Source organism: Kutzneria buriramensis, assembly GCF_003387475.1.
Taxonomy (GTDB): domain Bacteria; phylum Actinomycetota; class Actinomycetes; order Mycobacteriales; family Pseudonocardiaceae; genus Kutzneria; species Kutzneria buriramensis.
On record NZ_QUNO01000026.1, the window covers coordinates 89,672 to 104,101 of the forward strand.

Genomic DNA, 14,430 nt, shown 5'->3' on the forward strand with positions numbered 1-14,430 from the left:
GCATGCTGGACAACGGAATCTTCACCGACGGACCGCAGCCCATGCTCTGGCGACCCGAACTCGACCACGCTCGACTGCGCCGTCAGGGCGTTGTCGAGTCCGTCGTGACCGAGCCGCTGCCATTCGCGTGCATCGGCACCGCGGTCGGGGTGCTCGCCGGCGGCTGGATCGGGCTCATGATCGACCTGCTGTGCATCGGCCTAGCGGTGTTGTGGTCGATCTCGTCGTATCGATGCTGGGGCCTGGACTGTTCCAGGCCAGGGTGGACGCGCCACCGGCGCGACCGCGGCGGTGGCGACTGGTTCTACCGCCGCTCGGACTTCGAGCGCCTGCCCGCCGCGTCCCGCGACCAGGTCGACACCGTGTTCCAGGCGCTCACCGCGTTCGACGAGACCGCGGTCCTGTCCTGGCTGGACAACGCGGTGCGGGTCGAGGTGCACCAGGTCGCGTGGACGCTGTTGGACTGCCTGCACGACACGATCCCCGCTCGCACGGTGCTCGCCAGGGCTTCGGCGGACCTTGCCGGCGATGCGGTCGTGGCGCTGGTGCGCTACGAACTCGTACGGCGCGACGCCGCGATCGCTGTGGGCGTGCAGGCGCTGCGCGAGACCAGCGCACTGGTGCGGGAACTCGCGGAGCGGGTCACCGCGCCGGGTCGGCGCGCCGCGCTACGCGCTGATCTGCGCTGTCTGCGCCTGCCCGAGGTGCCTAGCACGGCCACGGAGCTGCGGGAGGACGTGCGTAACCGCGTCCGAGCGGTGCACGATGTCCTCGACCTGGCCGGGACCGCGCCATGACCGGCCGCCTCCGGCAGGCCGTGACCGGCGAGGACGGCGCCGTGACGACCGAGGTCGCCCTGTATGTGCCGATCACCGTCGTTGTGGCCTGCCTGCTGTGGGCGTTCGGCGCCACCTATACCGCCGACTCAGCGGTGTTGCATGCCACGATCAACGCCGCGCGCCAGGCCTCGTTGGCCCGCACCGCAGCCCAAGCCCAACGCGACGCCACCGCGGTCGCGCGGCAGATCCTCGACGAACACAACCTGCGCTGCCGCACCATGACCGTCACCGTTGACACCGCCGGATTCGGTGTACCAGTCGGGCAACCCGCCCAGGTCGCGGTGGATGTGGACTGTCAGATCAGCCTCGCCGACCTCGCCGTGCCCGGCCTGTCCGGACAGAAGACCCTCCATGAACACCAGGTCAGCCCGCTGGACACCAGCCGAGCCCGGCAATGACCCGGACTCTGCACGCGCACCTGCGCGAGGACAGGGGAGTGGTGTCGGTCGGGTTCGCCCTCGGCCTGGCGATCACGATCGTCCTGCTCGCGTTCGTCGCGACGGTGCACGGCGGCAACGACACCCAGGCCCGTGCCGACGCCATCGCCGCCGAAGCCGCCCGCGCCGCACTGACCGCCCTCAACACCCGCGGCACCACCGTGACCATCGACCCCGCCGGCGCCCAGAACGCCGCCCGCTCCTACCTAGCCGCCGCCGGCGCCACCGGAACCGTCACGATCACCGGCCCGACCACGGTCACCGTGACCGTCGCCATCGACCGGCCAGCCGTGTTCACGCTATTCGGCGCCAGTAACCACGCCACTGCGACGAAGAAGGCGACCCTGGTGGTCGCCCGTGCCTAACCTCCGGCGCAGCCTGGGCAGTGTCGGCGCGCTGGCGGCGTTTGCGATTGGTGTGCCCGCCTGCAACGTCGTCACTGGCGGCACCCCCGATCAGTTGGTGCCTCGCACCGTGCCAGACCTGTCCGTGCCTGGCGCTCTGCACCGCGTGGGTGAGGATCTGCGATGGGCCTATCTGGACGGGACGTTGATCCCGTGGCTGGCGCACACCGTGGTGTGGTGTGGATGGGCCATCGGCATCATCCTGATCCTCCTTGACGTCGTGCGTCTCCTGCGCGTCGGCGGGATCGTCGCGGCCCGGCACCTGGCCGGGCGCTCACCGCACAGCTGGATTACCGGGCTGGTTGCCTCCGCGCTCCTGATGTTCTCGGCCAGCAACGCCGCCGCCACACCGGCCGGCACGACGATCGTCGCGACCGCCGACCACCAGCCCGAACCCAAAGCGCCCCGCCCGGATCCCTACCACGTGCCCGACGAACTACGACCCGATTGCCCGCGGCACCAAGTCGTGCTCGGCGACACCTACTGGAGCCTGGCCGAACACCACCTCGGCGACGGCCGCCGCTACCCCGAGATCGACGCCCTCAACCACGACCGCATCCCCAACCCACACCACCTGCTGCCCGGCATGGTCGTGCTGCTGGCGCCCGACGCCACTAACCTCCCACAGCCCATCCCTGGCGGCGCCCCGCAGGTTGTCGTCGAGGCGGGGGAGACCGCCTCCTCCATTGCACTGCGCGAATACGGCGACCCGAACGCCTGGCACCGGCTGTGGGACCTCAACCGCAACCGCCCCCAGCCTGACGGCCGCGCCTGGCGTACCCCCGACCTCCTCCTGCCCGGCTGGCGGCTCCAGACCGCTGAACCACCACCCGCGCCCCCTCCGCCGGCAGTGCCTCCGCCCCCGCAGCCCGTCGCGCCACCAAGCACACCTACGACCGCGGTCACTCCGCCGCCGACCACGACCGCAGCGCCCTCGACAGCCGCGGTGGCCGGGCCGACGCCGGGTACGGCGGTGAGTCTGCCGACCGACGCCTTCGTGAGCATCGGTCTGGCCGCACTCGTCACCGCCGCCGTGTTCAGCCTGCGACTACGCCATCGACGGCACCGGCCGACCACCGCCGGCTCCCACGATCCGACCCTGGCACCGGTCGTGCGCGCGCTTCGCGTCGAGTACGACCGCGCCACCCTGCCCCGCGCCGACGACGGCGGACTCGACTACACCGACAACACCGCCGTTCCCTACGAAGTCGCTGGTCGGGAACACGCGGTCCATGTCGCCGAAGGCCTTCTGCCCGCCGGCAAGATCGCGCTCGGTGCGCGTGAAGGACAACTCGCCGCGCTGGACCTCGCCGCGGCCGGCGGCCTCGGCCTCAATGGCCCGGGCGCCACCGCTGCGGCCCGAGCCCTCCTGGTCACCCTGCACGCCCAACAGCAAGCGCAGATCGTCATCCCCGCAGCTGACGTCCCGCTGCTGTTCGACACCGCCGACCTCCGGGACACGCCGGCCGTACAGATCGCGTCCGACGCCCCGGCCGCGCTCGACATGGCTGCCGAATTCGCCAGCACCGACAGGCCTGTCGTACTCGTTATGGCCGCACCCGAGGGGAGAGCCCAGCTGCAGCTGGAAAAGGTGATCGGCGATCACCCGCACACTATCGTCGCCATACTGCTCGGACCGTGGCCGGCCGGGGTGACCCTCACCGTCGCCGCAGACGGCGCCGCGCGCGGCGCGCAGTGGTCCGGCACCCGCCTGTTCCACCTGCCGGCGACCGACGCTGCCGACCTGCTCACGCTCTTCCGGCACGTCCACTCAACAGAGCAGCCCGATGTCGACAAGCCAGAACTCGCCGCAGTCTCGGAGTCGGCGTGGCCACCGACCGCCGGAGACGAGATCGACCGAGCCAGGCCACTGCATCTACAAGTCCTCGGCCGGCTTCACCTGCGCTGGACCGGCGCGGCCAACCAAGATCTGATCGAGGCCCTCGCACCACGTCAGCGAGAGATCCTCACCTATCTCGCGCTGCACCCGGCAGGCTGCCGACGGGAGGGACTGACCGCGGCCCTCTGGCCGGACGCGCCACTTGACCGCCCGCACAACGCCTTCCATGCCACGCTCTCGCAACTGCGCGGTGCCCTGCGCAAGACCACCGCCGGCGCGATCAGCGAGATCACCGTGAACACCGACGGCCACTACGGCCTCAACCCGGCGTTGATATCGGTCGACCTGTGGCAGCTCCAGGACGCGCTGCGCAACGTCCGCGTCGCGCTCACGCCCGACGACCTCCTAGCCGGCCTGGAGCGGGTACTGGACCTGTACACCGGCCGTCTCGCCGACGGATTCGCCGCCGGCTGGATCGAGCCATACCGCGAAGCTATTCACCGCGACGCGCTTGGAGCGATTAGCCAATTGATTAGTCATGTCGGCCAACGCGACCCGGCCCAGGCAGTTCTTCTTCTCGAGCGCGCCCGTGACCTGGACCCCTATAATGAGGCCATCTACCGTGACCTGATGCGTCTGCATGCGCGGCTCGGACATCGCGACGCTATCCGTCGAACCCTGGTTCTACTGACCACGGCGCTGGCGGAAATCGATGCGCGGCCAGCCGGCGGTACCATTCAACTCGCGCAGGCCCTAGCCGCCCAACGCGGTGCCTGAACGTTCTATGGCCGACGGCATCCGGCGTCGTCGCCGCGGCGCCCGCAGGTACACTTCTCCGTCCTCCTCTTGGTCCTCCTTTCCGTCCTCCCACTAGAGGCGAGGACCTCAAGGGTGGCCTTGTCGCAGTTCAGGAGCTGTACCGCCTCCTCTTCTCGGTCCCCCGACTTCGGTGCCGGCAGGCACATGAACAGTCGGTTGGGTGGGTGGCTGGCGTCCGTAACCATTGATGCGGTGGTCAACTTGGGCTGTCTACTCACCTTTCGTTAACGCAAGTTTCCCGATGGGGACCCCTTATTTGTTTTCTGCTGACGCGGACTGCTGGCGAAATCTACATAATTGTCATTGCCGCCTTGTTGACATCGGCTTTTGGTGTGATTTCCCTGTGGTTCATCCAATTGGGTGGCCGTTGGAATTCCTATTGCGATCAATGGTTGGTGGTCGTCTAATTGATTGCGGCACGACCGAACGGCTCCGGCAAGGAGCGGGACGCGACGTCCCGCGAGCTGGCTACCGCCCGTCAATGCCGCTACCTCATTCCGACCTGCCATAGTTGGCGCGCCGTTTTGGCGATTCCATTGCATTGGAGCGCAGCCATGACCATGTCCATGATCGACTGTGTCCGTACGTTCGCGAGCCTGGCCGATTGCCTGTCCGGGCCGTGTGGTGGCTTCACCATCGCGCCGACCACGTGCGCCACGATCACCACCGGCTATGCCGTGTCCGTCCACCCCGAACACGAGAAGATCATCACCCGCCGGGTCACTGCGCTGGATCTCCATCACTACGTCAGCACCGTCCGGGATGCGCTCGCTCTTCCTGGCCGCGTGTTCGGCGGATGGCGGGACCCGGACACCGGATCGATCTACCTCGACGTGTCGATGGTGACTCCGTCCCTGGCAGAGGCGTTGGAGCTCGCGCTCCGCTACGACCAGTTGGCCGTCTACGACTTCGCTACCGGCGAGTCCATCCCAGTTACCGCGCCGGTCCCGGCCGCCGCCTGATCCCGCACCCGGTGTCGAACGGAACGGCCTGGTCATGATCCCCGTCGAGTCGCATCCCTGGTTCCTGGCGCATCCGGTGAGCTGCGCGCACATCCTCTGGCACTGGCAGCAGGCCACCCGCTCGGACACCGCGCGCGGGTGGCGCTGGTACGCCGAGGCTCACGCGGTCGCAGTGTCCATCGCGGACGGTGACGCCACGCTCGGTTCCGGCGTGCTGGCCGTCTACTCGCCGCAACAGGCCTGGTCGGTCAACGTGCTGACGGCCGCGCGGGTCTTGCGTGATCGGCGCGCGGTCGGCGGTCCGGGAACCGGCGCGTTCGCATCCGCCACCCAACGGGTAGCTGCTGAGCGGCTGCTGGCCGGGGAGCACTACGACACCGTGCTGACCGGGCCGAAGATCCGCTCGTTCGCGCACCTGATCGAGCACGGCGGCGACGCCCCAGGCACAGCTCGGGTGGTGGTCGACCGGCACGCGTTGTCCGTCGCGTGTGGGCGGTCGCTGACTGCCGCCGAGTACGGCGCGGCCCCACTCCGTGGCACCCGCCGTGTCGACGGGTCGCTGACCCACCGCCACTACGACTACGTCACCGCGCTGTATGAGCGCGCGGCCGCCGTGATCAGCGCGGAAGACGGCCGCCCGGTGCGCCCGTACCAGGTGCAGGCCGTGACCTGGCTGGTCCGCCAGCGGCTCAACCAACGCGCCGAGCAGCAACGCGGTCCGACCCGGTTGGACCGAGGCCGCGCGCACGCCCGCCGCAACGGCGAACGTGCCTGGTCGGACTTCCGCGCCCACCACCTCCCCGAACTCGCCACCTTCCCGGGCACCGGCTACACGGCCGCGTGACCACACCGTCAAAGGAGTAGCTGCCATGTCCGTGAACGATGCTGCCCGCACCGATGACCTCCGCGAGCTCGTCCTGTCGGTGCCGGCGCTGCTGGGCTGCCATCCCACCCGATCCCTCATCGTGGTCGGCTGTTCACCGGCCGCCAGTGCGCCGGTCGTGCTGCGCGCCGACTTGTTCGACGACGAACGCCTGTCCGCCGCTGTCTATGCGCTTGTAGACGCTGCGGCCAGGGCCAAACTCGACCACGCACACGTCGTCATCGTCGAGGACGTCGGCGCCGACATCGACCGACCACCCCGGCCCCATGTGATCAAAGGCATGCGTGCCCTGTTCGCCGGACACGGGATCAACTTGTGGCGGGCGCTGTGGGCCTCATCCACACAACCGGGCGGCCTGGTGCTCTCCTACGACGACCACCTCTACCGCGCTGTCCTGCCCGCAGCCCCTGAGGCCCCGCCTGTCGTGGCCGCTCACGCCGACACGGCGGCCCTTCTGGCCGGAGCGGACCCGGTCGCGGTCCGCCGCCGCGACGCTCTGCTCAACCAGTTGGTCACCCTGCCGAACAAACGCAGCTTCGCGGACATGCTGGCGCTGGTCGAACACGCGGTACGCGCGCCCGACGAGATCGCCGACGATCACCGGTTCGTCGCCTTGGCCGAAGCGCTGAGCGACCATGGCGTCCGTGACGCCTGCCTGGCGTTCACCGCTGGCGAGCACGCGGAACACGCCGAGCGCCTCTGGCACAGGCTGGTCCGAGGTCTTCCCGCGCCCGAACGCGCCGAACCGGCCGTACTCCTCGCCATCTTCGCTTACCTGCGCGATGACCGCGCACTCGCGCACCTCGCGGCGTCCGCCGCCACACAAGCGGTGGAGCAACACCAGCTGGCCCGGTGGGTCCTGGACGTGATCCACCTCGGCGTGCCGGCCGACCAGCTCCGCGCCGTCTGCCACCAGGCCGCCGACGAAGCCCGCCGACAGTACGGCCAATCCCGCTGACCTATGGCCGTGCCGGGCCCACGACCGCTCAGGCCCAGCCACGTCCGGGCACGCCCGGATCCGTTCGACACCCACTCCACACCTCAGGAAAGGGACACCGCCATGTCCAAGGAGACCAGCGCCTGGCTCAACCAGAACGTGCTCATCGGTTTCACCGCCAAGCGCGGCAAGGCCTGGCACTACCGCGCCAGCGACCAGGGCACCGAACCCAACCACTACCCCGCCGAGATCCCCGTTGCCGACGTCAAACGCCGCCTGTTCAACTGGATCGCCGAACCCGAGCCGATCATCGTGCGCGGCAAGGTCGTGCCCAACCAGATCGCCGTCACCGCCTCGGACAACGACGACGTGCTCGGCATCCACCGCGCCGGTTACGGCATCCACCAGTACCAGGACTGGCTGGTCGACCGGGTGTCGTTCATGATCGACGACGGCCTGCAGATCGGCTCTGCCGGGCTGCTGCGAGGTCGCAGCCAAGCGTGGGTCAGCATCGAGGTGCCCGACACCACCACCACGCCCGAAGGCGTTCAGTTCCGCCCGAACCTGATCGCCTGCACCAGCCACGACGGCAGCCTGAAAACCCGGTACAAGCGGGTCGTCACCAACGTCGTATGCGACAACACGATGGCCGTCGGTCTCAGCGAGATCGGCCAGGAAATAGCCTACCGACATGGCAAGAAGGACAGCTTTAACCTGATCAGCGCGCGTGAGGCGCTGGCGATCGTGCACACCACCAGCGACGAGTTCGCCGCCCAGGTCGCCGCCCTGTGCCGAACCGAGGTCAGTGACACGGCGTGGCGGGCGTTCCTCGACGCCCACGTGCCGATCACCGACACCAAGCAAGGACGCGCGCTGGCCGAGCGCAAGCGCGCCGACCTGACCCGCCTGTGGGTCAGCGACCACCGGGTCAGCCCTTGGCAGGGCACTGCATGGGGCGTGGTGCAAGCGGTCAACACCCATGAGCACCACTACAAGACCGTCCGCAACGTGTCCCGCCCCGAACGCAACATGGCCCGCGTCGTCGACGACTCCGTCCGCAAACTCGACGACGCCACCATCACGGCACTCCACCGTGTCCTGGCCGCCGCCTGAAACCTGCGCCGGTGCCGTGCGGGCACCGCGCCCACACGGCACCGGCACAGCACCACAACCAGCCTACAAGGAGGACACCATGACTGACGGAACCCACCTGCTGCCCTGGCATAGCACGACCGAGAACACCGACCAGCTCGCCGCCGCCATCGGAATCACCTGTGACACCACGAAGTTCGAACTGACCGATGCCTACGGCTACCGCTACGACGGGCCGCGCGCTCTCAAGGTGTTGTCTGCGCTCGCCCGACCCGACATCACCCCCCGGCTGTCCGACCGCGTCCACGCCGTCGCGTACGCGCTGCTGGCGGTGTTCCAGGACGATCGGCTGCCGCGCGATGCCCTGGCGCAACTTGATCGCGAGCCCTACGAACTGATCGCGCTGGTGACCTACCTCTGTGCGGTCGCGGAAGGCCGGGAACCCTCGCATCTGATCGCCTGGATCCTGCGGCATCACGTATTGCTCGCCGCACTGCCCGCGATCCCACTCGTTGACCGTGATTTTTCGCCGTCCTACTGGGATCCACCGCATGACCGGCCCGGGAGCCGGACACTAGGGCTGCCGGCCGTCCATCGCGATCACGCGGGCGACGGTCCCGACGGGGTCGACTGGGTGACGGTACGGGTGAAGATCACCCATTCCGACACGATCCAGTGGTCCACTGTCCGCGACCTCGACGTCCCCGCAGAACGCGTCAACCACCTGCTGACCGACCCGGACGCGTTGCACCTGTATGTCGAGCACAACGGCTGGGACGACGACCTCGACCAGTACGACAACTCAGACACTGTTTCGTCCACGCTCGACGAGGTCGTGCACGTCGGTCTCGGCACGCCCTTGACCTATCCGGCCGATGGCGGACAGGGGACCTCGTCATGATCAACGCACTGCGTGACCCAGTTGAAGACAACGCGATCGCGGCCGCCGAGCGCGCTATCGAGATCGGCACGCTCGAGTGCCACCGATTGCACCTCAAGGCCGCTGCACGTCTCGTTCGCATAGTCTTTCCCCACGCGGCTTCCGTCGTGGTCTACGCGGGCGATAGCTGCGGACACAACGACTCCGGTCAGGTCAACCTCGAAGAAGTCAGGGACGATCACAGCCAGCCACTGTGGACGGTGAACGACGATCCGCCAGTGGTACCTGGCCACGACGCGCGCTGGCACGACGTCCTTACTGCCATTGAGATTCACCTGACTGAAGCCTTCCATGACTCCACCCTGGACGAGGTCGGCTGGGAGGAAGCGCCCGGCGACGACTACTCTATCTTCTCGCTACAGCTCCCGCCCGCCAGCGTCGACGCAGTTCTCGCTAGCCAGCGCTAGCACCGACACATCCGCACACGCGGCCTCGTCGCCGACGATCCGGGATGCATCCGGTTCGCCGGCGACAAAGCCTTGTACGACTGGGGAAATGGCTATGCCCTTGGAAGAACGCGGCGCGTCCGCGTGCTCCTGCTACGCGCCACCGAACTACCCGTGCCAGCTGTACGCGACTACGTCGCCGTCCTTCGCCGGAGAACGACCACCGTCCGCTGATTCGCGCCGTGCCGGAACTGTGGACACAGGGCCGTCAGGTGCTTCATCGCCCGACGGCACCGTTACAGACTTCGAATTAGGCGCGGGATGCGGTCCAGGTTGCGGTGCTGGCGGGGTTGTTCAAGTCGATCGTCGTGCCGGACCAATGGCCGTCGGAACCGAGGTGGCCGACATACCGCCCGGTGTGTCCGTAGCTCCAGTTGATGTTGAACTGGACGTCAGTGCCGGTGACCTGGCCGCCGCCGGCCCCGGTTGCGGGTAGAGGTCTTCGGCGACGCCGGCGAAGTTGCCGAGGCTTGTCGGGTGGTGCCGTTGGACAGGGTCACCACATCGCCGTTGCTCTGGGTCATCACCCATGTTCCGTCGAAGGCGCTGGCAGCCGGGGCGAAAACGGCGCTCGACTGTGCATCTCGCGCCGGGGCGGGAGCATCCGCAGCCGACGCGATCCCGAGCAAGACTGAGATGGCCGAATCCGTTAGCTGTGGAAGGACTCGGCCGTGACTTGCGGTTGTTCACCATGGCCGCCGCCATGCCAGGCACCGGTGGTCAGCCAGAGCTCGTAGTAGAACAGCCATTCGCTGGCCCACGGCACAATGGTGTCGGCGAGCCGCATGGTCGGTCGCCACTCATCGTCGAGGTGCAGGCACAGCAGGTCGTTGTCGAAGGTGTGCGGGATCCGATCGACTCCTTCGCGGGTACAGAGCGCCGGATCGATGACGCGGACTTCGGGTCGCCAGCCCAGGCGATAGCGCAGATGGACGGTGTACCGGCAGGATGCTGTCGCCGGCTGCAGTTCAAAGACCGACGTCAACGTGCTGGTTTGGTGCCGGATGCGGCTCTGTGCCGTGGGCAGAAGGGCGCGAAGGTCGAACGCCTGAAGGGCCAGGCTGACCCACCGGTCAGCGGTACTCACGGCCGTAGAAGGTCGGGAGCGTCGCTGTCCTGGATCCGGCCGTGGTCAGCCCGGCGACACCGCGGGCGACCATCAGCTTCCTGTTCGATGTGGTCGTCCGGACGTCGGCGCCCCAGTTCTCGGCGGACTTCACGATGACGTCGCGCTCGAACACCTCGCCCAGACGGTCAACGAGGGCCGGGATGCCGTCGCCTTGGTGCTGGTAGACGAGTTCGAGGTCGCGGCGAGCGATGTCCAGCCAGGAACGGAACTTCCCCTGGCGGTGCGCGGTGTCCGCCTCGTTCCACTTGTCGGTGAAGTTCTCCCTCGGGTGCGCGGGGTTGAGCACCTCGTAGTTGCCGTTGGTGTCCTTCTCGATGTAGCTGTCCATGTCCTGCGTGACGGACAACAGCGCATTTGCGAGGTTGCTCTGCCCTTGATAGGCGTGGGCAGCGAGGGTGGTGATCAGGATCGACGGGGGCCGGTCGTCGACGTCTGTGCCGAAGTGCAGGTAGCAGTGCCACTTCAAGACCTGCACGAGCCGTTGGAGGGTGGACCTGACCGTCCAGTTGGGTACGTCGGCGACATTCGCTTCCAGCGCCCGCTTGGCGATCTTCGTCAGCATCTCCTCCGACCGGTTGCGGAACCACGTCGCGTAGCCGGTGGGGTTGCCGTGCTGCCAGGGACGCAGCTTGGTGTCGGTCAGCAGGATGCCGTGCGGGGAGGTCTTCAGCTCGGCGTCGGGGATGCACGGCAGAACGTCGAGGTGAAAGCCGAGGCGCTCGTAGGAGAATGTCCAGCACCGCCGCTTCTCCAAGAATTTGTCGGGCGCTTCGTCTGCCTGGGTCGCGAGCTTGAAGGCGTGGTACTCGGCGAGCCAGCCACCGACGAGTTCCTTGAGCTTGTCCTGGGTGGTGCTGCTCTTTTCCACCAGGTGCCGGCACACCAGGTCGATGTCGTACTCGCATGACGTCGGAGGCCGGATGACCGTGCCGGTGAGGAAGCTGCCCTGTGGGTAGATGTCCCAGTCCTCGCCGCCGGTATCGGCCAGGAAGTTGCCGACGTCCTGGTATTTGCCCACTGCGGCGTCGCGGGTCTCGGGCGGGATGTCCAGCAGGTCGGCTGAGCCGGACAGCAGCTCGGAGAGCGCGTCCAAGGAGTCGTCGTTCAACGGGGGGGCCTTTCAGGTCAAAGGAGTGCGGCTGGTCGAGGTCGTGTACTGGTAGGTCCCGGTGCCCTGCATCCGGTCGTAGATCGCGAGCGGGGGGTGCGTCGCGCGCATCAGGTGGCGGCCAATGCTCACCGCCGCGGCGGCCGGGACCGCAGGGAAGATGGCGATTTCCTCGGCTCCAGGGCGCTCGGCCTCTACCCGTGCCAGCACTGCTCGCCACGCCCGGCTGAAGTTGTCCAACGTGGACGGGTTGTTGATCAGCGTGGGAACGGGAAGCTCGGATTCCGGCGTGAGTTCGTACACCGTGTACTGGTCGTCGATCGACTCGGGCAGCCGAGCGGGGTCGACTGTGCCGGACACCGACAGGATGACCGCCGCCTTGCCGGCGCGGTTGCCGGTCTGAACGGTGTCGACGCGGAAGTCGATCACGGCCGAGTTCGGTGTCCACCCCCAGCCTTCGCTGCCGTCCCGGCGTTTCGGGTACAGCTCGGTGGGGATGGTCTCGTCCAGCAGCGTGCCCAGGGCGATCAGGATCGGGATGCGCGCCAGGGCGAAGAGGGAGATGTGGGAGATCCGGCCTCGGCGAACCTGGGTGCGAAGGTGGTGGAGCCGGTCCTCCAGGTGTTCCCACGCCGCCGACCAATAACCGGCAGTTCCGTCCCGCTCGCCGGGCAGGGCGCGAAGGTCGATTTCGTATTCGTCATCGCCCAGCAGCGTCCAGTCCGGGAACCGGTCGTGTTCGAGGAGGGAGGCCGTCACCTTGGTGCTGGTGAGGTCGACGGGCCTGCCGTGCAGATCGCCCACCACGCGGAGGACGGTCGTCGAGCGGTCGTCCGCCAGGCCAGTGAGCTTGCGGATCCGCCGCTCGTGTCGGCGTTTGAAGCCGCGAAGGGTGTCGGGGTCGTAGGTCTCCCACAGCGACCGGTCGTCCACCACCTTGTGCTGATCGTGACACAGCAGGATCAGATTGTCGGCCAGGTTGCGCTCGTCGACCCGCATCGGCGCGGAGCCGCGTGGTGATCCGGGCGCGGTGGTCCAGCCGACGATGTGCGCGAGCTGGCCCACCATGACGTCCTGGCCGGTGACTTCCTCGTCCGCGAGATACCGGTTGCACATCGAGCACCTGCCGCCCGCGGCCACCCACACCCGGCGGGCGATCCGTTCGGGGATCGCCCGAGACGTGCCGTCGGGATGGATCGCCCGGGTCGCGCTCGACGACGCCCTGGCCACCTGACCACCGCCCTGTCTCGCTCGCGTCTCTGTGGCTGCTACACAGTGGATCAGAGACTAGCAGACGGTCTGTACCCATTTCGGTACACTGGCACCATAGGATCGTCCGGCCTGAGGAGGCGGTAAGTTTGACCGCTGGGCGAGAGCGCGAGAGGAGGTGGAAGTGGACGAACCCGTCGACATCGAGAGCCTGGCGCGGCTGGTCAAGGAGGAGCGCCTGCGCCGCGGGCGACTAAGCCTGCGTGCCGCCGCCGAACAGGCCGAAGTGCCGTTCAACACGCTTGCGCGGGTGGAGAAGGGCGACCTCCCCGACTTGGGCAATTTCCGCCGGATCGTGCACTGGCTGGGTCTACCGCCTGAGCGGTTTTTCGCCCCGCCGCAGGTCAGGGCCGAGACCACACCCGACGTGATCGCCCACCACCTCGCGCGCGACCCGAACCTGACCGCCGCGGCAGCGGACAAGATCGCCAGCTTGGTGCGCGACCTCTACACGACGCTCGCCGACAACAGCGAGAGCGTGCGGGTGCACCTGCGTGCCGCGCAGACCTTCCGGCCGCCGGCCGCCCGCAAACTGGCCAACCTGTTGGAGAGCATGCAGGCCAGCCTGGACGCCATGCCGGACGACGAATCCTGAGGCCGGACGGATACCGATGCGCAGGGGCTTCAAGACCGAGGCTGAACGCCTGGCCGACCGCACCCGAACCCAGATGGGGCTGCGGTCCGATGCCGGCTTGCCGATCCTCGACCTCGCTGCGCACCTGGGCGTCCGCGTCTACTCCGCCGACCGCTTGGTCGCGCGTGAGGAGCTCGTAGAACTCGAGGAACTGCAGCCCGGAGCGTTCTCTGCCGCCACATTCCAACTGCCCAACCGTCGCAGGGTCATCGCATACAACCCGCTCAGCGAGCGTGTTCGGACCAACAGCGACATCGCCCACGAGTTGGCCCACCTGCTGCTCGATCACGATGTCCGCGAGATCCAGCAACTCGCCGGACAAACCTTCTTCACCTGCGACCCCGAACAAGAAGAAGAAGCCAACTGGCTTGCGGGCTGCCTTCTACTGCCCCGGCCTCTGCTCGTGGCGGAAGCCTTCGCCGGCTCCACCCCGGAGTACCTCGCCAACAAGTACCAGGTCAGCCTCCCCATGGCCCGGTGGCGGCTCAACGCCAGCGGAGTCCTTCTACAGGTCCAGCGCGCCCGGTCGACGCGAACCAAGCGATAACAGCGTGATTGAGCTGCCGTAGTGTGCCTTATGAAAATCCGGAATCCGGCATGAGTGACCTTCGTTAGCGCGCCCAGGTCGCGGCATCAGTTTGCTGAGACAGTCACCAAGAGACTGTGCGTCTCATCCCTGCTTCATATGTGA

The 14,430-nt window shown here is 67.7% G+C and carries 15 protein-coding genes; 12 read left to right on the forward strand and 3 right to left on the reverse strand.

Annotated elements, in window-relative coordinates; all coding sequences use genetic code 11:
* The first annotated feature begins 2 nt into the window (after positions 1-2).
* The 10 genes from BCF44_RS48820 (at position 3) to BCF44_RS48865 (ending at position 9,560) form a co-directional block, all read left to right on the forward strand.
* Positions 3-797, forward strand: a complete 795-nt coding sequence (locus BCF44_RS48820; RefSeq protein ID WP_116181421.1) for a hypothetical protein — start codon at positions 3-5, stop codon at positions 795-797.
* Entirely contained in the window at positions 794-1,237 is a 444-nt protein-coding gene (locus BCF44_RS48825; protein ID WP_116181422.1) for a pilus assembly protein TadE, read from the forward strand. The genes BCF44_RS48820 and BCF44_RS48825 overlap by 4 nt, the downstream gene beginning before the upstream one ends.
* Positions 1,234-1,641: a hypothetical protein gene (locus BCF44_RS48830; protein WP_147328973.1), complete on the forward strand. Its 408-nt coding sequence runs from the start codon at positions 1,234-1,236 to the stop codon at positions 1,639-1,641. Before BCF44_RS48825 ends, BCF44_RS48830 begins: the two co-directional genes overlap by 4 nt.
* On the forward strand, positions 1,634-4,297 hold the full coding sequence (locus BCF44_RS48835; protein WP_116181424.1) for a BTAD domain-containing putative transcriptional regulator: 2,664 nt from the start codon (positions 1,634-1,636) through the stop codon (positions 4,295-4,297). Before BCF44_RS48830 ends, BCF44_RS48835 begins: the two co-directional genes overlap by 8 nt.
* 596 nt (positions 4,298-4,893) lie before the next feature.
* Positions 4,894-5,301, forward strand: coding sequence for a hypothetical protein (locus tag BCF44_RS48840; RefSeq protein WP_116181425.1), 408 nt, complete (start codon positions 4,894-4,896; stop codon positions 5,299-5,301).
* Positions 5,302-5,335: 34 nt separating this feature from the next.
* Positions 5,336-6,145, forward strand: coding sequence for a DUF7178 family protein (locus BCF44_RS48845; RefSeq protein WP_116181426.1), 810 nt, complete (start codon positions 5,336-5,338; stop codon positions 6,143-6,145).
* Between the two features lie 25 nt (positions 6,146-6,170).
* On the forward strand, positions 6,171-7,142 hold the full coding sequence (locus BCF44_RS48850; RefSeq protein ID WP_116181427.1) for a DUF4192 domain-containing protein: 972 nt from the start codon (positions 6,171-6,173) through the stop codon (positions 7,140-7,142).
* Between the two features lie 102 nt (positions 7,143-7,244).
* Positions 7,245-8,234, forward strand: a complete 990-nt coding sequence (locus BCF44_RS48855) for a DUF932 domain-containing protein (RefSeq protein WP_116181428.1) — start codon at positions 7,245-7,247, stop codon at positions 8,232-8,234.
* A gap of 79 nt (positions 8,235-8,313) precedes the next feature.
* Entirely contained in the window at positions 8,314-9,114 is an 801-nt protein-coding gene (locus tag BCF44_RS48860) for a hypothetical protein (RefSeq protein WP_116181429.1), read from the forward strand.
* Positions 9,111-9,560, forward strand: a complete 450-nt coding sequence (locus BCF44_RS48865) for a hypothetical protein (protein WP_116181430.1) — start codon at positions 9,111-9,113, stop codon at positions 9,558-9,560. Before BCF44_RS48860 ends, BCF44_RS48865 begins: the two co-directional genes overlap by 4 nt.
* Positions 9,561-10,248: 688 nt before the next feature.
* Here the strand turns inward: BCF44_RS48865 and BCF44_RS48870 are convergent.
* The 3 genes from BCF44_RS48870 to BCF44_RS48880 are packed head-to-tail and all read right to left on the reverse strand — an operon-like array spanning position 10,249 to position 13,066.
* A complete protein-coding gene (locus BCF44_RS48870) occupies positions 10,249-10,686 on the reverse strand; it encodes a type II CBASS E2 protein (RefSeq protein ID WP_116181431.1) in 438 nt (145 codons plus the stop codon).
* The gene (locus BCF44_RS48875; protein ID WP_116181432.1) at positions 10,673-11,836 is read right to left on the reverse strand and encodes a nucleotidyltransferase domain-containing protein; all 1,164 of its coding nucleotides are present in this window, start codon (positions 11,834-11,836) and stop codon (positions 10,673-10,675) included. The genes BCF44_RS48870 and BCF44_RS48875 overlap by 14 nt, the downstream gene beginning before the upstream one ends.
* A gap of 12 nt (positions 11,837-11,848) precedes the next feature.
* A complete protein-coding gene (locus BCF44_RS48880) occupies positions 11,849-13,066 on the reverse strand; it encodes an SAVED domain-containing protein (protein WP_147328974.1) in 1,218 nt (405 codons plus the stop codon).
* 163 nt (positions 13,067-13,229) lie between these two features.
* On the opposite strand from BCF44_RS48880, the gene BCF44_RS48885 reads away from it, so the two are divergent.
* Entirely contained in the window at positions 13,230-13,700 is a 471-nt protein-coding gene (locus BCF44_RS48885; protein ID WP_116181434.1) for an XRE family transcriptional regulator, read from the forward strand.
* Positions 13,701-13,716: 16 nt separating this feature from the next.
* Positions 13,717-14,286, forward strand: a complete 570-nt coding sequence (locus BCF44_RS48890) for an ImmA/IrrE family metallo-endopeptidase (protein ID WP_116181435.1) — start codon at positions 13,717-13,719, stop codon at positions 14,284-14,286.
* Positions 14,287-14,430: the final 144 nt, after the last annotated feature.